At 67.9% G+C, this 21,490-nt stretch carries 17 protein-coding genes and 1 tRNA gene; 9 read left to right on the plus strand and 9 right to left on the minus strand.

Features of this window, described 5'->3' with window-relative positions; translation table 11 throughout:
- The first annotated feature begins 11 nt into the window (after nucleotides 1-11).
- From R9X41_RS20750 to R9X41_RS20770, 5 genes are all read left to right on the plus strand, one after another.
- Nucleotides 12-2,219 carry a rhodanese-like domain-containing protein gene (locus R9X41_RS20750; RefSeq protein WP_318632335.1) on the plus strand — a complete coding sequence of 736 codons (2,208 nt, stop codon included), beginning with the start codon at nucleotides 12-14 and terminating at the stop codon, nucleotides 2,217-2,219.
- A gap of 31 nt (nucleotides 2,220-2,250) precedes the next feature.
- The gene (locus R9X41_RS20755) at nucleotides 2,251-3,219 is read left to right on the plus strand and encodes a Bug family tripartite tricarboxylate transporter substrate binding protein (RefSeq protein ID WP_318632336.1); all 969 of its coding nucleotides are present in this window, start codon (nucleotides 2,251-2,253) and stop codon (nucleotides 3,217-3,219) included.
- Nucleotides 3,220-3,249: 30 nt separating this feature from the next.
- The gene (locus tag R9X41_RS20760) at nucleotides 3,250-4,365 is read left to right on the plus strand and encodes an LLM class flavin-dependent oxidoreductase (protein WP_318632337.1); all 1,116 of its coding nucleotides are present in this window, start codon (nucleotides 3,250-3,252) and stop codon (nucleotides 4,363-4,365) included.
- Entirely contained in the window at nucleotides 4,362-5,798 is a 1,437-nt protein-coding gene (locus R9X41_RS20765; protein WP_318632338.1) for a SidA/IucD/PvdA family monooxygenase, read from the plus strand. The genes R9X41_RS20760 and R9X41_RS20765 overlap by 4 nt, the downstream gene beginning before the upstream one ends.
- Before the next feature lie 101 nt (nucleotides 5,799-5,899).
- Complete coding sequence (locus R9X41_RS20770) at nucleotides 5,900-7,432, plus strand: class I adenylate-forming enzyme family protein (protein ID WP_318632339.1); 1,533 nt, start codon at nucleotides 5,900-5,902, stop codon at nucleotides 7,430-7,432.
- Here R9X41_RS20770 and R9X41_RS20775 read toward each other — a convergent pair.
- Entirely contained in the window at nucleotides 7,429-8,505 is a 1,077-nt protein-coding gene (locus R9X41_RS20775) for a glycosyltransferase 61 family protein (RefSeq protein WP_318632340.1), read from the minus strand. The two genes, R9X41_RS20770 and R9X41_RS20775, sit on opposite strands and share 4 nt — an antisense overlap.
- Nucleotides 8,502-9,653 (minus strand): glycosyltransferase family 4 protein, encoded by a 1,152-nt coding sequence (locus R9X41_RS20780; RefSeq protein ID WP_318632341.1) that lies wholly within the window; start codon nucleotides 9,651-9,653, stop codon nucleotides 8,502-8,504. The genes R9X41_RS20775 and R9X41_RS20780 overlap by 4 nt, the downstream gene beginning before the upstream one ends.
- 422 nt (nucleotides 9,654-10,075) lie before the next feature.
- On the opposite strand from R9X41_RS20780, the gene R9X41_RS20785 reads away from it, so the two are divergent.
- Nucleotides 10,076-11,074, plus strand: coding sequence for a glycosyltransferase (locus R9X41_RS20785; protein ID WP_318632342.1), 999 nt, complete (start codon nucleotides 10,076-10,078; stop codon nucleotides 11,072-11,074).
- A 524-nt stretch (nucleotides 11,075-11,598) separates the two neighbouring features.
- Here R9X41_RS20785 and R9X41_RS20790 read toward each other — a convergent pair.
- Nucleotides 11,599-11,675: transfer RNA gene (locus R9X41_RS20790), tRNA-Ile, on the minus strand.
- Nucleotides 11,676-11,838: 163 nt separating this feature from the next.
- Here R9X41_RS20790 and R9X41_RS20795 point away from each other — a divergent pair.
- Entirely contained in the window at nucleotides 11,839-12,924 is a 1,086-nt protein-coding gene (locus tag R9X41_RS20795) for an AbrB family transcriptional regulator (RefSeq protein ID WP_318632343.1), read from the plus strand.
- Here the strand turns inward: R9X41_RS20795 and R9X41_RS20800 are convergent.
- From R9X41_RS20800 to R9X41_RS20820, 5 genes are read right to left on the minus strand one after another with little or no spacing between them, the layout of a single operon-like run.
- Nucleotides 12,909-14,063, minus strand: a complete 1,155-nt coding sequence (locus tag R9X41_RS20800; RefSeq protein ID WP_318632344.1) for an acyl-CoA dehydrogenase family protein — start codon at nucleotides 14,061-14,063, stop codon at nucleotides 12,909-12,911. The two genes, R9X41_RS20795 and R9X41_RS20800, sit on opposite strands and share 16 nt — an antisense overlap.
- Nucleotides 14,056-15,165 carry an enoyl-CoA hydratase/isomerase family protein gene (locus R9X41_RS20805; RefSeq protein ID WP_318632345.1) on the minus strand — a complete coding sequence of 370 codons (1,110 nt, stop codon included), beginning with the start codon at nucleotides 15,163-15,165 and terminating at the stop codon, nucleotides 14,056-14,058. Before R9X41_RS20805 ends, R9X41_RS20800 begins: the two co-directional genes overlap by 8 nt.
- Nucleotides 15,162-16,061, minus strand: a complete 900-nt coding sequence (gene mmsB / locus R9X41_RS20810; RefSeq protein ID WP_318632346.1) for a 3-hydroxyisobutyrate dehydrogenase — start codon at nucleotides 16,059-16,061, stop codon at nucleotides 15,162-15,164. Before mmsB ends, R9X41_RS20805 begins: the two co-directional genes overlap by 4 nt.
- A gap of 50 nt (nucleotides 16,062-16,111) precedes the next feature.
- Entirely contained in the window at nucleotides 16,112-16,888 is a 777-nt protein-coding gene (locus R9X41_RS20815; RefSeq protein ID WP_318632347.1) for an enoyl-CoA hydratase, read from the minus strand.
- A gap of 23 nt (nucleotides 16,889-16,911) precedes the next feature.
- Entirely contained in the window at nucleotides 16,912-18,441 is a 1,530-nt protein-coding gene (locus R9X41_RS20820; protein WP_318632348.1) for a CoA-acylating methylmalonate-semialdehyde dehydrogenase, read from the minus strand.
- A 127-nt stretch (nucleotides 18,442-18,568) separates the two neighbouring features.
- Between R9X41_RS20820 and R9X41_RS20825 the strand changes: the two genes are divergently transcribed.
- A complete protein-coding gene (locus R9X41_RS20825; protein WP_318635292.1) occupies nucleotides 18,569-19,492 on the plus strand; it encodes a LysR family transcriptional regulator in 924 nt (307 codons plus the stop codon).
- Here the strand turns inward: R9X41_RS20825 and hrcA are convergent.
- A complete protein-coding gene (gene hrcA, locus R9X41_RS20830) occupies nucleotides 19,476-20,480 on the minus strand; it encodes a heat-inducible transcriptional repressor HrcA (protein ID WP_318632349.1) in 1,005 nt (334 codons plus the stop codon). The genes R9X41_RS20825 and hrcA overlap by 17 nt on opposite strands.
- A gap of 118 nt (nucleotides 20,481-20,598) precedes the next feature.
- On the opposite strand from hrcA, the gene R9X41_RS20835 reads away from it, so the two are divergent.
- Complete coding sequence (locus R9X41_RS20835) at nucleotides 20,599-21,489, plus strand: NAD kinase (RefSeq protein WP_318632350.1); 891 nt, start codon at nucleotides 20,599-20,601, stop codon at nucleotides 21,487-21,489.
- The last annotated feature ends 1 nt before the right edge of the window (nucleotide 21,490 follow it).

Here is a 21,490-nt window from a genome sequence, read left to right on the forward strand (position 1 = left end):
GAGCCCCGCAGATGAGCAACACCGAACTCGCCGTCGATGCCGCCGGCAACGACATCGCCAGCCAGCGCACCCGCGCCATCGAAGCCTTTCTGCGCGAGGCCCGCGCCCTGATAGCCGCCAGCGGCGAGGCCAGCCTGGACGACGTCGCCGAAGCCCTGGTGCGCCTGGGCCTGCAGGGCGTGCTGTTCCCGCACGAGCACTTTCCGGTGTCGGCCGAGCGCCCGGCGCAGGTCTACCGCCTCGCCGAAGATCTGGACGGCGGCTTCGCGCTCTATGTGTCGACCGGCCTGCCCGGCAAGGCGCAGCCGCCGCACGACCACACCACCTGGGCGGTCATCGCCGGCATCGCGGGCGAGGAACGCAACGTGGTCTACCGCCGCGAATCCACACAGCAGCCCGGCCACGACCGCCTGGTGCCGCAACGCACGGTGGACGTACACGCCGGCAGCGTGGTGGTGCTGTCGCCCACCGACGTGCACACCATCGAGCTGATCGGCGACCAGCCCGGCCTGCACCTGCATTTCTACGGCCAGGCGCTGGAAAAACTCGACCGCCGCGTGGTGTTCGACGGCAAGGAAGGCGGCGGTTTTCGGCATTTCGCGCCGCCCAGGGAGATCCGCCATGCCGCCATTTCGCCGCAGGCGCTGAAGGCAGCGCTGGCCGACGGCGAGGAGATCGCGGTGCTCGACGTGCGCGAGACCGGCGTGTTCACCCATCGCCACCTCCTGTTCGCGGCCTCGGCGCCGCTGTGGCGGCTGGAGCTGCTGATCGACCGCCTGGTGCCGCGCCGCGACACCCGCATCGTGCTGGTCGACGCCGACGAAAGCCTGGCCCACCAGGCCGCCGGCAAGCTGGTGCGCCTGGGCTGGCGCAACCTGTCGGTGCTGCAGGGCGGCACCGACGGCTGGGCCGCCGCCGGCTACGAGATCTTCAGCGGCAGCAACGTGCCGAGCAAGGCTTTCGGCGAGGTCATCGAGCACCGCAAGCACACGCCCTGGGTGTCGGTGGACGAACTGCACGAACGTGTGTCGCGCGGCGACCCGCTGGTGGTGGTCGACAGCCGCACGCCCGAGGAGTTCGCCGACTTCAGCCTGCCGTTTGCCCACAACCTGCCGGGCGGCGAACTGGTCTATCGCATCGGCGAGATCGCGCCGGACCCGTCCACCCTGGTCGTGGTGAACTGCGCCGGCCGCACCCGCAGCATCGTGGGCGCGCAGACCCTCATCGACGCGGGCATTCCCAACCCGGTGGTGTCGCTGAAGGACGGCACCATGGCCTGGCTGCTGGCCGGCCGCACCCTGGCCCACGGCCGAGCCGCGCCGCTGCCCGAGCCCGGCGACAAGGCCCTGGCGAGCGCCCGCACCCAGGCCGCCGACGTGGCCGCGCGCGCCGGCGTGCGCCGCATCGACGCGGCCGAGCTGGCGGCTTTCGAGGCCGAGGCCGGCGAACGCACGGTCTACCGGTTCGACGTGCGCTCGCGCGAGGAATACCGTGCCGGCCACCTCGCCCACTGGCGCTGGGCGCCCGGCGGCCAGCTGGTGCAGGCCACCGACGAATACCTGGCCACCCGCCGCGCCCGCATCGTGCTGGCCGACTGGGATGGCGTACGCGCGCTCACCACCGGCGCCTGGCTGGCGCAACTCGGCGGCCACGAGGTCTTCGTCTTCGCCCCCGCGCCGAACGCCGAGCTGGTGACCGGCGCCGAGCCCGTGACCGTGCAGCCCGTCCGCAGCGTGGCACGGTCGATCTCGGTCGGCCAGGCCGCCGCCCTGCTGGCCGCCGGCACCGCGCAGCTGTTCGACGTGGACCGGCGCGCCCCCTACGAACGCCGCCACGCCGCCGGTGCGCGCTTCGCCGTGCCCGACCGGCTCGAAGCCATCGTCGCCGACCTGCCGGCCGACGCTACCGTGCTGCTCACCTCGCCCGACGGCGTGCTGGCGCGCATCGTGGCCGCCGAACTGGCGCAACGCAGCGGCCGCGACGTGCGCGCGCTGGTCGGCGGCACCGAGGCCTGGTTCGCCGCCGGCCTGCCCACCGCCTCCGGTGCCGACGGCGTGCTGACCGGCGACGACGACCACTGGTTCAGCCCCTACCAGCACGCCGACCTGTCGCAGCGCGACACGGGCTTTCGCGAGTACCTGGCCTGGGAGCTCGGCCTGGTCGAACAGCTGGAGCGCGAAGGCGAGACCGGCATCCGCCTGGTGACGGCCGCCTCCTGAATCCGATCGACTTCAGCACGGAAAGCACGACATGACCGAAGCCCTTTCGCGCCGCCACCTGCTGGCGCTCGCCTCGCTCGGCGCCCTGCTGCCGCAGGCCCGTGCCACCGGCACCTGGCCGCAGCATCTGCTGCACCTGGTCAGCCCCTACCCGCCTGGCGGCACCAACGACCTGGTGGCACGCGCCTGCGGCCGCGAGCTGTCGGCGGTGCTGCGCCAGCCGGTCGTGGTCGACAACCGGGGCGGCGCCGGCGGCACGCTGGGCACCCATGCGGTGGTGCAGTCCGCACCCGACGGCTACACGGTGCTCAATGCTTCCAGCGGCAACCTCACCTCCGCGCCGCAGGTGCTGGGCGCGCCCTACGACCCGCTGGGCGATCTGGTGCCGGTGGGCTTCCTCGGACACATTCGCTTCGTCTTCGCGGTGAACCCGGCGCTGCCGGTGAAGAGCCTGCAGGAGCTGATCGCCCATGCCCGCGCCAACCCCGGCAAGATCAACTACGGCACCGCCGGCAACGGCACCGGTGGCCACATCGCCGGCGAATACCTGCGACAGCGCACCGGCATCGACATCGTGCATGTGCCCTACCGCGGCTCGGCGCTGGCGGTCAACGACGCCATCGCCGGCCATGTGCAGCTGGTGCTCGACCCGCTGGCCGGCCAGTACGTGCGCGACGGCCGCCTGCGCGGGCTGGCCTTCAGTGGCGCCCGCTCCGCGCCCGACCTGCCCGGCGTGCCGGACATCGCCACGGCGGGCGTGCCGAACTGGGAAGCCACCAACTTCTACCTGGCCGCCGTGCCCAAGGCCACGCCCGAGCCGGTGGTGCAGGCGCTGAGCAAGGCCTACGCCGCCGTCGGCTCCAACCCCCAGGTGGTGCGCGAGCTGCAAGGCCTGGGCGTGGAGATCTTTCCGCTGCGCCAGCAGCAGATCACCGAACTGCTCAAGTCCGAGATCGCGGTGAACAACCGCGTGATCGAGGCCGCCGGCATCCGCGGCTGACGCGCTGCCCCTCACAGGAGACAACACCCCATGGCCATCGAGCTCTACGGAACCCTCTACCCCCGACTCTTCTCGGAAACCATTCCGGCGCAGGGACCGGCCTTCGACATCGCCCACATCGAAAGCGTGGCCCGCGCCCACGACGAGGCCGGCTTCGACGGCGTGCTATTGCCGCACAACGCCGGCTGGGCCGACAACTTCCTCACCGCCGCGCGCGCCGCCGGCGTCACCCGGAACCTGAACTTCCTGCTGGCGCACCGCCCGGGCTTCGTCTCGCCGACGCTGGCCGCGCGCAAGCTGGCCACGCTCGACCATTTCACCGGCGGGCGGCTGCGGCTGCACGTGATCACCGGCGGCCGCGACGCCGAACAACAGCGCGACGGCGACTTCCTCGGCCACGACGAGCGTTATGCCCGCACCGACGAGTTTCTGGACATCGTGCGTGCCGTGTGGACGCAGGACCGGCCGCTCGACTACGAAGGCCGGCATTACCGGGTCAAGGGCGGCTTCTCGGAGCTCAAGCCGCTGCAGGACGGCGGCATTCCCATCTCCTTCGGCGGCGCTTCGGAGCCGGCCCTGCAGGTCGCGGCCAAGCATGCCGATCTGTACGCGCTGTGGGGCGAAACGCTCGACGGCACCCGCGAGCTCATCGGCCGCGTGCGTGCGCTCGCCGCGCCACTGGGGCGCGATCCGGGCTTCAGCATCTCGATCCGCGTCATCGTCGGCGAGACCGAGGAACAGGCCTGGCGCCAGGCGCGCGACATCGCCGAGCAGACCCGCGAGGTCGGCCTGTGGAGCGACAAGAGCAAAGTCTTCGGTGGCCACCGCCCGCCGACCACGGCCGAGAACGAAGGCTCGCGCCGCCTGCTGCAGCTGGTCGAAAAAGGCGAGGTGCTCGACGAGCGCCTGTTCATGGGCGTGGCCGCCGCCACCAACGCGCCGGGCAACACCACCGCCATCGTCGGCACCGCCGAACAGGTGAGCCAGGCGCTGCTGGCTTACTACGATGCGGGCGTGAGCAACTTCCTGTTCCGGGGCTTCGATCCGCGCACCGACGCCACCGACTACGGACGCGCCCTGCTGCCGCTGCTGCGCGAAGGCGCGGCCCGGCGTGATGCTTCGGTGACCCGGAGGCACACCGCGTGAGTCCGGCCGAGCGCGCGCTGGCAGACCGGGTGACGCGGGCACAGACGCTGCTGCGCGACCACCCGCCCGACTGGGTGCCGCCGCGCGAAGGCACCGACCACGACGTGCTGATCGTCGGCGGCGGGCAGAGCGGCCTGAACATCGGCTTCGCCTTGCGTCGCGCCGGCATCGGCCGCATCGCCATCGTCGACCGGGCCGCGCCGGGCGCCGAAGGCGTGTGGTCGACCATCGCCCGCATGCCCACCCTGCGCACCGCCAAGAGCCTCACCGGGCCGGAGTCGGGCATCGCCGAGCTCAGCTTCCAGGCCTGGTACGAAGCCGTGCATGGCGCAGCGGCGTACGACGCGCTGGAACGCATTCCGCGAGACGCCTGGGCGAACTACCTCGGCTGGTACCGCGAGGCGACCGGCGCTCGGGTGCGCCACCACACGACGCTGCTGCGGGTCGAACCCGCGGCGGCCGGTCTGCACGTGGCGCTGCGCCTGCCCGACGGACGGGTGTCGGTGGAGACCACCCGCAAGCTGGTGCTGTCGACCGGCGTCGACGGCTGCGGCGCACCGCGTGTGCCCGAATGGGTCGCCCGCTCCTTGCCGCGCGATCGCTACAGCCACACCGCCGACACCCTGCCATCGCTGGCCGGCGCGCGTGTGGCGGTGCTGGGCGCCGCCGCCTCGGCCTTCGACGCAGCCGCCACCGCGCTGGAACAGGGCGCGCGGACGGTGCATCTGTTCTGCCGCCAGCCCGACCTGGCGCGTCGCAGCCGCATGAAGGCGCTTTCGCATGTCGGCGGCTTCGAGTTCTTTCACCAGCTGCCCGACGCCACCCGCTGGGCGCTGATGCGCAGCTACCGCGAACGCGGCGGCAACCCGCCCCGACACGCGGTGCTGCGCGCCACGCGGCACGAGAATTTCCATCTCCATCTGGGCAGCACGCTGGCGTCGGTACGACTGCAGAGCGACGGCATCGTGGCGCGGGCGGGTGACGAGGAATTCACCTTCGACCACCTGCTGCTGGGCACCGGCTACACCGTCGACCTGGCGCTGCGGCCCGAGCTCGCCGCCGTGGCGCCCCACGCGAGCACCTGGGGCGACCACTGGCAGCCGGCCTGGGGATCGCCGGACACCGGGCTCGCCCGCCATCCTTACCTGGGCGCCGGTTTCGAGTTTCTGCCGCGCACGCCCGGCACCGCGCCCTGGCTCTCGGCCATCCACTGCTTCGCCGCGCCCGCCATGGCCAGCCACGGCCGTCCGGTCGGCGACACCGGCAGCCTGCGCCACAACGTGCCGCGCCTGGTGTCGGCCATCGGGCGCGACCTGTTCCTGGCCGATGCCGACTGGCAGGTGGCGCACCTGCAGCGCATCGATGCGGACGAACTCGACGGCAGCGAATACGCGCATCGCGTCTGGAGCCCGGCGCCGATTTCCGTGGCCTGAAGTGCCTACCGAAGGCGCCGGCCATTGGCGTTTTCCGGTGTGGTCGCAAGCAACGCCTTGGGTCACGATCGCATGCTGCGTCGCACGGAGACAAAACGCCCATGAACATCGCCGAATGGCTGGCCCGCACCGCCACCGCCGCCCCCGACTCGCCCGCGCTGCTGGTCGGCACCGAGGTCGTCGGCATTTACCGGGATTTCGCAGCCCGCGCGTCGGCCATCGCGGCGTGGCTGATCGAGACCCACGGCTTCGAGCCCGGCGACCGCGCCGCCTTCTTCATGGGCAACCGCATCGAATACCTGTGGCTGATGTACGGCGTGTGGTTCGCCGGCGGCGTGGTGGTGCCGGTGAATGCCAAGCTGCACTGGAAGGAGCTCGGCGTGGTAGTGGAAGACAGCGAGCCGGCACTGCTCTTCGTGGAAGACACGCAGCCAGGCGAGCTGCCGCCGGGCAGCGCCACCGCCCTGGTGCGCGTGGGCGAGGCGGCCCGCATCGCCGATGTCGCACGCGGCCCCGGCCGGCCGCCGCTGCCGCGCGCCGACGCCGACCTGGCCTGGCTCTTCTACACCTCCGGCACCACCGGCAAACCCAAGGGTGTGATGCTGACCCACGGCAACCTGGTCGCCATGTCGCTCACCTACCTGGTCGACGTGGACGAGGTGTCGGCCGCCGACGCCACGCTGTACGCGGCGCCTATCTCGCACGGCGCAGGTCTCTACAACTTCGTGCACGTGCTGCGCGGCGCCCGGCACGTGGTGCCGCCTTCGGGCGGCTTCGATGCCGACGAGGTGCTGGCGCTTGCGCGCGGCTGCGGCCGCTTGTCGATGTTCGCCGCGCCCACCATGGTGCGGCGGCTGACCGACACCGCGCGCCGTACCGGCAGCGCTGCCGACGGACTGCGCACGCTCGTCTACGGCGGCGGCCCGATGTACGTGGCCGACATCCAGGAGGCGCTCGACGTGTTCGGCCCGCGCTTCGTGCAGATCTACGGCCAGGGCGAGTCACCGATGTGCATCACCGTGCTGCCGCGCGCGGACATCGCCGGCTGCGGCCATCCGAACTGGCTGCAGCGCCTCGGCGGCGTCGGCCGAGCGCAGAGCTGCGTCGAGGTGGCGGTGGTGGATGCCGAAGGCCATGCGCTGGCCGCCGGGCAGATCGGCGAGATCGTGGTGCGGGGCCCGACCGTCATGGCCGGCTACTGGCGCAACCCGACCGGTACCGCATCGGCCCTGCGCCACGGCTGGCTGTGGACCGGCGACGTCGGCTCGCTCGATACCGACGGACATCTCACGCTGATGGACCGCTCCAAGGACGTGATCATCTCGGGCGGCTCCAACATCTATCCGCGCGAGGTCGAGGAATGCCTGCTGCTTCACCCGGCCGTGCACGAGGCCTGCGCCATCGGCGAACCCGACCGCGAGTGGGGCGAGAAGGTGGTGGCCTTCGTGGTGCCGCGCTCCGGTCAGGCGCTGGACGAAGCAGCGCTGGAGGCGCATTGCCTGGCGCACATGGCGCGTTTCAAGCGCCCCAAGCGCTACCGCTTCGTGCTGGAGCTGCCGAAGAACCACAACGGCAAGGTCATGAAATCGGAATTACGAGCGGCCACCAGCCTGGTTGCCTCACTTCGGAGCTAAGGAATCACTTTTTCAAGTCGCTCCAGCCCCCGCTCGATCTGGTCAAGCCCGATGGTGAAGCCACCGGGCGCAGGCTTCGCGACCACGAACGAATACTTGATTCCTGATAGGTCGCAACGCTCTTTGTAAGCATTGTCGAAACGACCAGGAGGTTGTATTACGAGAAAAGCTCCCGCCTCCCGCACGCCGAAGAAGCCATGAGCCAGTTGGCTGCCCTCCACGCCCACGACGATCCGCGCGCCAGCGACGGCAGCCATGATCTCAGGCAATTCCGCCTCGCCGGGATTGATGACTTTGAAACCGATCGAACGGAAATAATCTGCCACCGCGGCCTCGTTGACCAACTGACGGTTCTGCCCCGTCGCGCCCCGCGCCAGGAAAACACCGGGATGATCGGCTTGTCCCGCCGCGTGCCGCACCATGGCTCGCATCTGCTTCCAGCGTCCGACCTTGGACAAACTGTAGGCGTCGTCAACCAATATCTCCAGCTTTGCAATCCACGCACGCGCCGGCAACATCTCGCTGGCGACACCGAAAAGATTCAGGTAAGCGAGTTGTTGGGCGGTCAGCCGACGTTCTGTGCCAATGAGTTTTCCCCGCTGCATGCCCAGCAGGGCCATCGGCGCTTCCTCATGCAGCGAATGTCCGAAATATTTCGCACCAAGCCAGCATTGCGCCAAAACACCTCCCGACACCCATGGCGCGCGCCCGTAATTGATCCAGCCGCCCCGATGCGTCGTAACGTTATGTCGGTAGCGTGAGCCGTAGAAAATGCCGTCGCAATGGAACACGTCTTTTAGCGTATAGGCAATAGACGCCCCATGATCCGACCATTGCCCGCGCGCGATGCGCAACTGCTCGGCAATATTCGAGGTTTCCGCCGTGCCGAGGATGCCTTCCAACTCACGCTCGTCGAATATCGCGGGCGGGTGCTGGAAACGATGACCGGCTGAGATGACTTCGTGCGACTCGGAAACGTTCGCAATCCTCTTTCCGGCTACTTTCGAGATCACCTTGGTCAAAGGCGGCGACAACAGGAAAGGCGATGGCCGACGATTGAACGATGCGCTCATTGAAACACCTTGCCCAGCGCTTGGGTAAAAGTCAGTGACGGGTTCATGTGTTCTTGGCCGGATGCTGCCGCGCCGGCATGAACGCGTGTGCGGAGGTTTTCGTCGGCAAAGTATTTGTGCAGCGCGGCAGTCAGCGATGCGACGGAGTCATGCGCAAACAGCAATCCGTTGCTCCCGTCTTTCACGATATAGGGGAACGGACCGAAATCAGGCGCGATGACAGGCTTGCCCGCATAGAAACTTTCAATGACGGACTGGCAAAGACCCTCGGCGAAAGTCGAGCGCGTAGGCGTCACCACGACTGACGCATTGACGATGTACGAGAACATATCTTCGAAACGGACGTGCCCGACGACGTCTATATTTTCTCGAACAGCGGAGCCGGCAGCAGTAGCCCGCAAACGCTCCAACGCTGAGCCTCCGCCGATGAATTGCAACTTAAGGTTTGCATTCTGGGGTAGGGCATTGAATGCTTCCAGCAGATCAAAAATTCCTTTGTCTTCCTCCATTCGGCCGAAATACAGAATGGTCGACGCCGTCGCGTGCGTCGACTCGATCGAGGCGAGAAATCTCCTGTCACTTTCGTCAAGGCCGTTGTTCCACTCCACGATTTTGTCGGCGCGCGCGCCCAGCATCGCGGCCTGGTCATGCAGAAAAGGGCCGTGCACGATTACCAAATCGGAATGACGACACAATATCGAATTGGCTTTTTTGGTGGCACTAGACAAGGAATCGATGGCAAGAGCGCAATGCGCCAGAAAAACAAACTGCGCTCCACTCAAGCGCGCTACGAGCAATGCCAACAGGCCGAAAGCGCCCTCAAATCCACATAATATTTTTGACGGCCGAAAACGCAACGCGTCGAAAAAGAAACGTGCGCTCGACGCAAAATATTTCAACCGCCTTGCCACACGTCCAAGACCCGCCGGGCGCAGTACGTACGCAGCCACTTGACGCCCGGACACAGCGCGACGACCGGGAACCTGGGCTTCGCCAACAAGAAAGAGCCGCTTGTTGTCAGTAAAATGCAGAACTGAGAGAAGGAATTTATCAGGACCACCATCAGGCAAATCACCAGCCTTCGGAAATAATTTCTCCGATTCACGAAGGACATCTCCACCCTTCATGTAAATTACCCGCTCTTCCATTTAGCTATACTCCGACAATAGAGAAATATGCACCTCAAAACCAACCATTCATCAAATCATAATAGCACGACTATCCACTTCGTTCTCGAAAGCGCGCCCCGCATGAATGAAAATACCTGTATGCGCGCGGCGTGAAGGGGCGTGCCACGCAAAGATTTGAGCCGAAAGAAACCTTGCGCCTCGCACGACTGATCAGGAGGTGCGCATCGAATGACACCCCTCCCAACTTGACCCGCTTACCAGGCGCTCGCATCATGCCGCTTCGACCTGGCCTCGCAATTTGCGGGCCTGGACGCGGCCGTGCGGCGTCGACAGAAGCGATGAAAATGTTTGCTCACGGTCGGACGCACCAAGGCAGGTGCATCACCAGGCTGGTGCTTTCCGTTGAATAATCCATCTGAATTTCAGTTCCAGGCGCCAATATGATTTTCACCGTCGTTATTCCACTATTCAACAAGGCTCCATACATCGACACCACCATTTCATCGGTATTGAACCAGGAATTCTTGGATTTCGAGGTGGTCGTAGTAGATGACGGGTCGTCCGATGCGGGGCCCGACCTGATCGAAAAGCGAGGCGATCCTCGGATCCGGTTGATACGCCAACCAAACGGCGGGGTTTCCGCCGCACGGAACCACGGCATCGAACACGCAAGAGGCGCATGGATCGCATTCCTGGATGCGGACGACTGGTGGCATCCCGGTTATCTGGCAGCGCAATTCGCCTCCATTTCGCAGTTTCCGGACGCCCACGTCGTGGCCACCGGTTTTGTCTCGCGACGCGATAGCGAGGACTGGCGCCCGACGCCGTGGGCTCTCGCCAGCCCATCGCCACCTCGCACGCTGGAGGACGATCTACCGCGGCGCTTCATGAAAGAGCTGCCGTTCTTCACCGGTTCCGTCGCGGTAAATACCGCGCTTCTGCGCACCATGCAACCGTGCTTCGCACCAGGAGAGACGGTGGGCGAGGATCTCGATCTCTGGTTTCGGCTCGGAGAGATGGGTCCCGTCGTTCTTTGCGCCGCTCCCCTGGTTGCGTACCGCGATGCGGCCGGCGAAAGCCTGAGTTCCAAGCACCGCTTCGATGCCCTTCCGCCTTATCTGCAACGGATGCAGGCACGCGCGTCCTCCGGCAGGCTGACTTTCCGGCAAGTGCATTCCGCCATGGGCTTCGTGAGGCACCAACGAATCAACTTTGCCCGCAAGGCCCTCGGCGCCGGCCAAAGGATCCAAGCGTTCAAATGGCTTTCGCGAGCAGGCCTGCCCGCGCTTAAAGAAAAACGTTGGTGGGTCATATTTTTCATGGCCTCCCTGGTTCCAACGACCTGGGTTTCACTATGGCAAAGGTTCCGGTGGCGTCGCGCGCTGCAACGTCAAGCGCAAGGCTCATTTCCGTACGCAAATGAGTCCGACGGCCATTGAACCCATAAACACCGATGCGTCAGCTGGTTATCCGGCGTTCATTGCCGACCGCCCCATCGCTGTCGCCAGCCATCGGGGTTTCGATGACCTTGCGCGCCGGCTACCCACTGGGCCACGCTGTTTTCGGCACACGTCGAATCCTTCAGCGCCCAGGTCCATCGATCGCGCTGGCATTTCCACCGAGAGGCCTTGATTTTCGCCAGCGCTCGCCGTTGTGAGGCACTGCACGACAGCGGCTCGAACGGGTTGGATAACCGAGGTGCAGATGCTTGGCCGGCTGACTCAGCCGGGTCGATCGGGCGAAAAAAATGCGGATTTTGCAAACGACGACGGACGACCGGGTAGAAACGCGGCATTCCGGTCTTTCATACTGAGGTGGTCGACGGCTATCAATGAATGCCGAGAACTACCGCAAGGCCTGCGCGACAGGTTGATCGAGCCATTCGGCAGTCGCGGGGCTGGTACGCCTGCCGACAAGGTTGAGCGCCGTCAGGCGATAACTCACCACGATTTTTGCTATGCGGTGGTAGGCCGTATAGGACTTGAACCTATGACCAAAGGATTATGAGTCCTCTGCTCTAACCAACTGAGCTAACGGCCCGCCAGCCCGCGATTGTCGCATCTCCTCGCCGCCCTTCCGGCCACGCCACCCGGGCCGACCGGTGCGTTTTGCTCACAATCTGCGAGACTCGGACTTTCGCGCGGCGCCGCCGCAGCGGTCTTTCTTTCCCCCCGCCACGGGCCGCCCGGCCCGGGAGCCTTTCTTGCGTTCCGACGACTTTCGCCGCTGGCTGCAACTGCTGGCCGGCACTCTTGCCATTTCCCTCGCGCTGCTGGCAGCGGGCCTGCCGGCCGCCTGGTTGATCGGGTCGATGGCCGCCTCCATCGTGATGAGCGTACGGGGCGTGGCACCTTCGCTGTCCCGGCCGGCGGTGAGTTTCTCCCAGGGCATGGTCGGCCTGCTGATCGCCACCGGCCTGCATGCGCAGGCCCTGCGCGAAGTCGCGCTCCACGGCGCGCTGTTCGGCACCGTGGTGCTGGCGGTGATCGCGCTGAGCGTGCTGCTCGGCACCGTGCTGTACCGGCTGCGGGTGCTGCCGGGCACCAGCGCGCTGTGGGGCGTGTTCCCCGGCGGCGCTTCCGGCATGGTGCTGATGGCAGAAGCCCACGGCGCCGACGTGCGTTACGTGGCGCTGATGCAGTACCTGCGGGTGGCGGCGGTGGTGATGGTGGCCACATCGGTGATGCACGTGGCGCCGGTCGACGAGACCGTGGCGGTGGCAGCGCCGGACGCGGTGCAGTGGCTGCACCGGCTGGCCATCGCACCGTTCGACGCCGTCGAGCTGGTCAAGACCCTGCTGCTGGCCGGCGTGTCGGTGTGGGCCGGTGTGCGGCTGCGCTGGCCGTCGGGCTCGCTGCTCGTGCCCATCATCACCGGCGCACTGGCGCAGCACCTGGGCTGGGTGCGGCTGACGCAGCCGGCCTGGCTGATGGTGCTGGTGTATTGCCTGATCGGCTGGAGCATCGGCCGGCGTTTCAGCCGCGACGTGGTGCGCCACGCCTGGCGTTCCCTGCCCTGGCTGATGGCGTCTATCGCCGCACTCATCCTGGCCTGCGCCGGGCTGGGCTGGGCGCTGTCGCGCTGGGCCGGCATCGATCCGCTCACGGCATATCTCGCCACCAGCCCGGGCGGCATCGACGCGGTGGCCATCCTGGCGGCGTCGGCCCATGTCGACCTGCCCTTCGTGATGGGCCTGCAGACCGCCCGCCTGCTGTGCCTGCTGCTGCTCGGGCCGCTGATCGTGCGGGGCGTGGTGCGACTGGTGGCCGGGCGTCAGCCGCCGGCGTAATCGGCCAGCCCACGCGCGATGACCAGGCGCTGGATCTCGCTGGAGCCTTCGTAGATCTGCGTGATGCGGGCGTCGCGGTAGTAGCGCTCCACTTCGTAGTCCTCCAGGTAGCCGTAGCCGCCGTGGATCTGGATGGCGTGCGAGCACACCTGCTCGGCCATCTCGGAGGCGAACAGCTTGGCCTGCGAGGCTTCCGACAGGCAGGGCAGTCCCGCCGTGCGCAGCTGCGCCGCATGCAGCACCAACAGGCGGGCGGCGTTGATGCGGGTGTGCATGTCGGCCAGCATGTTGGCGATGCTCTGGTGCTCGCCGATCGCCTTGCCGAACTGCTGGCGTTCGCGTGAATACGCCAGCGCCCGCTCGAAGGCCGCGCGGGCGATGCCGACGGCCTGCGCCGCGATGCCGATGCGCCCGCCTTCCAGGTTGGACAGCGCGATCGCCAGGCCCCGGCCGCGTTCGCCGAGCAGCGCGTCTTCGGGCACACGGCAGCCGTCGAGCGCGATGGCGCAGGTGTCCGACGCGCGGATGCCCATCTTGTGTTCCACCCGCTGCACCACGAAGCCGGAAGTGTCGGTGGGCACCAGGAACGCGGAGATGCCTTTCTTGCCCGCGTCCGGATCGGTCACGGCAAAGACGATGGCCAAGCCCGCCCGCTTGCCGTTGGTGACGAACTGCTTGGCGCCGTCGAGCACCCAGTGGCCGTCGCGCAGGACCGCGCGGGTCTTGAGCGCATGGGCCTCGGAGCCGGCTTGCGGCTCGGTGAGGCAGAAGCAGGCGATGACCTCGCCGGTGGCCAGTGGCCGCAGCCAGCGCGCCTGCTGCGCCGGGCTGCCGTAGCGCAGCACCGGGCCGCAGCCGACCGAGTTGTGCACGCTCATCAGCGCGCCCAGGGCTCCATCGGCGGCGGAGATTTCTTCCACCGCCAGGGCATAGGCGGTGCAGTCGGTGAAGGAGCCGCCGAACTCTTCGGGCACCACCATGCCGAGCAGGCCGAGCCCGCCCATCTGGGCGACGACGGCTTCGTCGATCCAGCCGGCTTCGGCCCAGGCGGCGGCCCGGGGCGCGACCTCGCCGCGGGCGAAGTCGCGGGCCATGTCGCGCACCATGCGCTGCTCTTCGGTCAGGAGCCGGTCATGCATGGCGCGACTCCTCGACGGCGGCAGGTTCGAAGAAGGACTGGATGAGCGGCTCGTCGACCTGCTCCAGCGTGGGCGGGTTCCAGCGCGGGGCGTGGTCCTTGTCGACGAGCAGCGCGCGCACGCCTTCGATGAGGTCGCCACGCGGCAGCCAGGCGCGGTCGAGCGCCAGCTCCAGCCGCAGGCAGTCTTCGAGCGGCGCGCCGGAGCCCCGGCTCAGCAGCTCCCAGGTCACCGCCACCGCCAGCGGCGAGCGTTTGCCGATGAGTTCCAGCGTGTCGCGCGCCCACTGCTGGAACTGCGGCCGCTGCTCGGTGCGCAGCGAGGCCACGATGGCGGCGGCGCCTCGCTGGCCGAAATGCTGGGCGATCGGCTCGCTGAAGGCCGCCAGCGGCGGCTCGCCGATGTCCGTCGGCGTGGTCCAGCCGTGCAGCCGTTGCGGCGGCGGACGGTGCCAGGGAATGCGGTGCATGCGGGCGATGAGCGCGGGCATGTCGGCGACGTCGGCCGATGGAATGCAGACGTCGGCCAAGCCCGCGAAGAGCGCGTCGGCCGGCCCGATCTGCACGCCGGTCATGCCCAGATAAAAGCCGATGAAGCCCGGCAGGCGCGGCAGGAAGAAGCTGCCGCCGACGTCGGGAAAATAGCCGATGCCGACCTCCGGCATCGCCATGCGGGTGCGGCCGGTGACGATGCGCAGCGTGGCCGGCTGGCCGATGCCCATGCCGCCGCCCATGGTGTAGCCGTCCATCAGCGCGACGTAGGGCTTGGGATATTCCGAGATGAACAGGTCGAGCGCGTATTCCTCTTCGAAGAAACGCAGCCATTGGCCGTCGCCGGCCTGGTAGCTGTCGTGCAGCGCGCGGATGTCGCCGCCGGCACAGAAGGCCTTGTCGCCGGCGCCGCGCACCAGCACGGCGCGCACCTGGTTGTCTTCGGCCCAGAGCGAGAGTTGTGCGTACATCGTCCGCACCATTTCCAGCGAGAGGGCATTGAGCGCCTTGGGCCGGTTGAGGGTGAGCACACCGACGCCGTCGACCACCTCGGCGAGGACGGTGGAAGACGTGCAAGCGTTGGAAGGGATGGAGGCAACCGTGTCGTTCATGCGGCCGTCTTTCCCTGCACCGACCGGATGATGGCCGAGAAGTCCAGCCCGCCATGGCCCTGCGCGCTGAAGGCCTGGTAGAGCTGCTGCGCCAGCGCGCCCATGGCCACCGGCAGGTGCGCGGCGCGCGCGGCCTCGGTGGCCAGGCCCAGGTCCTTGAGCATCAGGTCGGCGCCGAAGCCGCCGGTGTAGCCGCGCGCGGCCGGCGCGTTGGGCAGCACGCCGGGATAGGGGTTGTAGGTGTCGGTGCTCCAGCAGCGGCCGCTGCTGGTGTTGATGATGCCGGCCAGCACGGCCGGGTCCATGCCCAGCGCTACGCCGAGCGACATCGCCTCGGCCGCGCCGATCATCGAGATGCCCAGCAGCATGTTGTTGGCCACCTTGGCGACCTGGCCGTTGCCCGCGCCGCCGCAGTGCACGATGTTGCGGCCCATCTGTGCGAGCACCGGCTGCGCCGTGGCGAAGTCAGCCTCGGCGCCGCCGACCATGAAGGTCAGCGTGCCGGCTTCAGCCCCGCCGGTGCCGCCGGAGACCGGCGCGTCGAGCATCGGATTGCCCTGGCGCGCGGCGGCGGCGGCCACTTCGCGGGCGGTCATCGGATCGATGGTGGAACAGTCGACCAGCAACACGCCTTGGCCCACCGCGGCCAACACGCCGTCGTCGCCCAGGTAGACCGACCGCACATGCGCCGCGGCCGGCAGCATGGTGACCAACAGGTCCAGCCCCGGCGTGGCCGCCACCGCGCGCGCCGAAGCGCCCGCCGTGGCGCCGGCTTCGGCCAGCGCCTGCAGCGCGGTGGCGACTGGGTCGAAGACGACCAGCGAATGCCCCGCTCGGGCGAGGTTGAGGGCCATGGGCCGGCCCATGTTGCCCAGTCCGATGAAACCGATCTTCATGCTGCTGCGTCTCCTCTGTTGTTCGTCAGGCGCCCGGTCGGTGGGCGGCCTCAGCGGTGCTTGAACGCCGGCTTGCGCTTCTCGGCGAAGGCGGCCATGCCTTCCTTCTGGTCTTCGGTGCCGAAGGTGGAGTGAAACAGCCGGCGCTCGAAGTGGATGCCTTCGGCCAGCGTGGTTTCAAAGGCGCGGTTGACCGATTCCTTGGCCATCATCACTACCGGCTGCGACAGCTCGGCGATGCGTGCGGCGGTCTTCATCACGTCGTCAAGCAGTTCGGCGGCCGGCACGATGCGCGACACCAGGCCGCAGCGCTCGGCTTCGGCGGCGTCCATGGTGCGGCCGGTGAGCACCATCTCCATCGCCTTCGATTTGCCGATGAACCGCGTCAGCCGCTGGGTGCCGCCGGCGCCGGGAATGGTGCCGATGGTGATCTCGGGCTGGCCGAACTTGGCGGTGTCGGCGGCGATGATGAAGTCGCACATCATGGCCAGCTCGCAGCCGCCGCCGAGCGCGTAGCCGGCCACCGCCGCGATGGTCGGCTTGCGGCAACGCGCCAGGCGCTCCCAGGTGGCAGTGATGAAGTCGGCCTTGTAGACGTCCATGTACGTCCAGTCCTTCATCGCCTTGATGTCGGCGCCGGCCGCGAAGGCCTTCTCGCTGCCGGTGACCACGATCACCGCCACGCCGTCGTTGGCCTCCAGCGCGTCGAGCGCGGTGGCCAGCTCGGCGGTGAGGTCGGGCGACAGCGCGTTGAGCGCCTTGGGCCGGTTGAGGGTGATGAGCGCGACCGCGCCCCGCTGTTCGAGGAGGATGTTGGTGTATTCCATGGACCGCATTCTGGCCGCGTGGCTTACTTGAGGCTGATCGTGGTGTTGACGCCGCCACCGGCGCTCGCGTCGTCGAACCAGCGTTCGGTGATGGTCTTGGTCTGCGTGTAGAACAACACCACCTGCTTGCCGTAGGGGCCCAGGTCACCGAGCTTGGAGGCTCGCGAACCGCTGAAGGAGAACAGCGGCACCGGCACCGGAATCGGCACGTTGATGCCGACCTGGCCCACGTCGATGTCTTCCTGGAACTTGCGCGCCGCCGCACCCGACTGGGTGAACAGCGCCACGCCGTTGCCGTTGGGATTGGCGTTGACGAAGGCGATGGCCTCGTCGAGGGTCTCGGCGCTGGAGAGCGCGAGCACCGGGCCGAAGACTTCCTGGTCGTACACCGCCTGGCCGGGCGCCACGCCGCTGAAGATGGTCGGGCCGATGAAGTTGCCCTGCTCGTAGCCCTGCACCGACACGTCGCGGCCGTCGAGTTCGAGCTTGGCGCCGTCGGCGACGCCGCGTTCGATCAGCCCCTGCACCCGCTGGTGCGCGGCGCGCGACACCAGGGGGCCGACATCGGTGCCCGACTCCACGCCGGCGCTGACCTTGAGCTTTCGGGCACGCGCGACCAGGTCGGGAATCCAGTCGCGCGCCTCGCCCACCAGCACCGCCACCGACACCGCCATGCAGCGCTGGCCCGCCGCACCGAAGGCCGCACCGACCAGCGCGTCGAGCGTCTGCTCGCGGTGGGCGTCGGGCAGCACCACCGCGTGGTTCTTGGCGCCCATCATGCATTGGGCCCGCTTGCCGGCCAGGGTGGCGCGCTGGTAGACATGGGTGCCGACGCGGGTCGAGCCGACGAAGGAGATCGCCTTGACGTCGGCGTGGTCGCAGAGCGCGTTGACCACCTCCTCGCCGCCATGCACCACGTTGAGCACGCCGGGAGGAATGCCGGCCTGCAGCGCGAGCTCGACGAGACGCATCGTGACCATCGGATCCTGCTCCGAGGGCTTGAGCACGAAGGTGTTGCCGCAGGCGATGGCCATCGGGAACATCCACAGCGGAATCATGGCCGGGAAGTTGAAGGGCGTGATGCCGGCGCACACGCCCAGCGGCTGCATCACCGTGTAGGTGTCCACCCCGTTGGCCACGTTGTTGGCGAGCTCGCCGAGCTGCAGGTTGCCGATGGCCGCCGCATGCTCCACCACTTCCAGGCCACGGAAGACATCGCCCTGGGCATCGGCCAGCGTCTTGCCCTGCTCGGCAGTGAGCAGCGCGGCGAGCTCGTCCATGTGCTCGCGGATCAGTTGCTGGTATTTGAGAAAGATGCGTGCCCGCGCGCCGATGGGTGTCTTGCGCCAAGTGGTGAACGCCTTGCGTCCGGCGGCCACCGCCGCGTCTACCTCGGCCGTGGTGGCGAAGGGCACCCGCGCCAGCACCTCCTGCGTGGCGGGGTTGATCACGTCGCGCCATTCGCGGCTGGTGGATTCGACGAACTCGCCGCCGATCAGCAGCTTGACGGTGGGCGGCTGGGCATGCGGCAGCGAGGCCGGAAGTGCGGACATGGTGCTTGTCTCCTGTCGTGTCTGGAATGGGCTGGCGGGCCATCCTATGCCTGCGAAATTGCGACCACAACAGGGAAAGCGGCAGGTGCCCCTTGCAAATTCGCACGGCAGCATCGCGGCCATGACGATCGACTGGGACAACCTGCGCTTCTTCCTCGAAACAGCCCGCGCCGGCACGCTGGCGGCGGCCGCGCGGCGGCTGGAGGTGGACCACACCACCGTGTCGCGGCGCATCCAGGCCTTGGAAAAATCGCTCGGCCGGCCGCTTTTCGTGCGCAGCGCCACGGGCTTCGCGCCGACCGAAGCCGGGCGCGAGCTGCTGCCGCACGCCGAGGCCATGGAAGCTGCCAGCCGCGCGATCGACGCCGACCGCGCCGCGCACCGGCCGCCCGGCGAGTTGGCCGGCACCGTGCGTATCGGCACGACGGAAGGCTTCGGTGCGGCGGTGCTGGCGCCGCGTCTGGCGGCCTTCGGCGCCGCGCAGCCGAAGCTGCTGGTCGACCTGCTCGCCGTGCCGCGCACCGTCAACCTGGGGCGGCGCGAGGCCGACATCGTGGTTGGCCTGGAGCGCCCCGCGCGGGGCGAGGTGATCGCGGTGCGGCTCTGCGACTACGCGCTGCGCCTCTACGCGTGCGCCGACTATCTGCGCGCCCACGCCGCCATCGAGCGCACCGAAGACCTCGCCCAGCACCCCTTCGTCGGCTACATCGACGACCTGCTCTTCAGCCGCGAACTGCAATACCTGCGCGAGATGGGGCCGCCACGCCGCTTCGCGCTGCGCAGCACCAGCATCGTGGCGCAATGGCAGGCGGTGGCTGCCGGCGCAGGCCTGGGCGTGCTGCCCGTCTTTCTGGCCGGCGCGGATCCGAGGTTGCGCGAAGTGCTGCCCGGCCAGGCATCGCTCACGCGCACGTTCTGGATGTCGATGCCGGTCGAGAACAAGGGCCTGCCGCGCATGCAGGCGGTGTGGGAATTTCTCAAGCAGGTGGCGGCCGACAGCGGAGCCCTGCTGCGCGGGCCGGACGCGGCGGCCGCTACTTCGGGTGGCTGAGCGCGTTGCCCAGCAGGCGCGAGGTGATGTCGACGATCTGGATCATGCGGTCGTAGGCCATGCGCGTCGGGCCGATCACGCCGAGCGTGCCGACGACCTGGCCGTTGACCTCGTAGGGCGCGCTCACCACCGAGAGTTCTTCGATCGGCACCACCCGGCTTTCGCCGCCGATGTAGATGCGCACGCCCTCGGCCTGGCTCGACACTTCCAGCAGCCGCATCAGCTGCGTCTTCTGCTCGAACAGGTCGAATGCGCGGCGCAGCTGGCCCATGTCGCTGGAGAAATCGCTCACCGCGAGCAGGTTGCGCTCGCCCGAGATCACCACCTCGTCGGCTTCGGCCGAGGCATCGGAGCTGGCGTCGACCGCCGCCTGCATCAGGCTGGCGATTTCGTTCTGCAACGCCTGCACCTCGGACTTGATGCGCTCGCGCACCTGCTCGATGGCCAGGCCCGCGTAGTTCTGGTTGAGGAAGTTGGCGGCCTCCACCAGGCGCGGCTGGGCGATGTCGGCTTCGGTGACGACGACGCGGTTCTGCACGTCGCCGTCGGGCGAGACGATGATCACCAGGATGCGCTTGACCGACAGGCGCAGAAATTCGATGTGCCGGAACACCGAGCTGCGGCGCGGCGCCATCACCACACCGACGAATTGCGACAGGTTCGACAGCACCTGCGCTGCGTTGGCGATGACCTTCTGCGGCTGGTCGCCGATGATCGCCGGCGGCTCGGTCATGGCCGGCCGCTCGGCGGTGAGCATGGTGTCGACGAAGAGACGGTAGCCGCGCGCGGTCGGAATGCGTCCGGCGGAGGTGTGGGGGCTGGCGATGAGGCCGAGCTCTTCGAGGTCGGCCATCACGTTGCGTACCGTGGCCGGGGAGAGCTCGATGCCGGCGGCCCGCGAAAGTGTGCGCGAACCCACCGGCTGACCGTCAGCGATGTACCGTTCCACCAGGGCTTTGAGCAGCAGCTTGGCACGGTCGTCGAGCATGGCTTCATTCTAGTGTGCCCGGGCGGCAAGGCGGTCACTTGAACAAGCGCGCCGAAGTCCTTTCGACCCCGGTGATTTCGACATCGGGCCGTCGGTGCAAGCGTGGTGTAATTTCCCGATGAATACGCGTTTTCGCCATGTGGCGCTGATCGGGAAATACTTCTTTCCCGTTGGCGACGCCCTCGCCGACACGGTGCGCACCACGATGGCCGACATCGGTGCCTTCCTCAAGAGCCAGGGTTGCCAGGTGTCGATGGAGTCGGCCACCGCCGCTGGCAGCGGCCTCGACTATCCCGCACTCGACGCCGCAGGCATCGGCCGGCACTGCGACCTGGCGCTGGTGGTCGGCGGCGACGGCACCATGCTGGGCATCGGCCGCGAACTGGCGAAATACGGCACGCCACTGATCGGCATCAACCAGGGCCGGCTCGGCTTCATCACCGACATCGCGCTGGACAACTTCGCCAACACCCTGGCGCCGATGCTCGCCGGCCTCTACACCGAGGACCGCCGCAGCCTGATGCAGGCGCAGGTGATCCGCGAGGGCAAGGTGGTGTTCGAGGCGCCGGCCATGAACGACGTGGTGGTGAACCGGGGCGCCACGTCGGGCATGGTGGAACTGCGGGTGAAGGTGGACGGGCATTTCGTCGCCAGCCAGCGCGCCGACGGATTGATCATCGCCTCGCCCACCGGTTCTACCGCCTATTCGCTGTCGGCCGGCGGCCCGATGCTGCACCCCTCCCTGCCCGGCTGGGTGCTGGTGCCGATCGCGCCGCACATGCTGTCGAACCGGCCGATCGTGCTGGCCGACGTGTCCGAGATCGAGGTCGAGCTCGTCGCCGGCCGGGGCGCCAGCGCGAACTTCGACATGCAGTCGCTCGCCTCGCTGCTGCACGGCGACCGGGTGGTGGTGCGGCGCTCCGAACACCAGGCGCGGTTCCTGCACCCGCTCGGCTGGAATTACTTCGACACCCTGCGCAAGAAGCTGCACTGGAACGAGGGAGTCTGAC

Source organism: Xylophilus sp. GOD-11R, assembly GCF_033546935.1.
GTDB lineage: Bacteria > Pseudomonadota > Gammaproteobacteria > Burkholderiales > Burkholderiaceae_C > Xylophilus.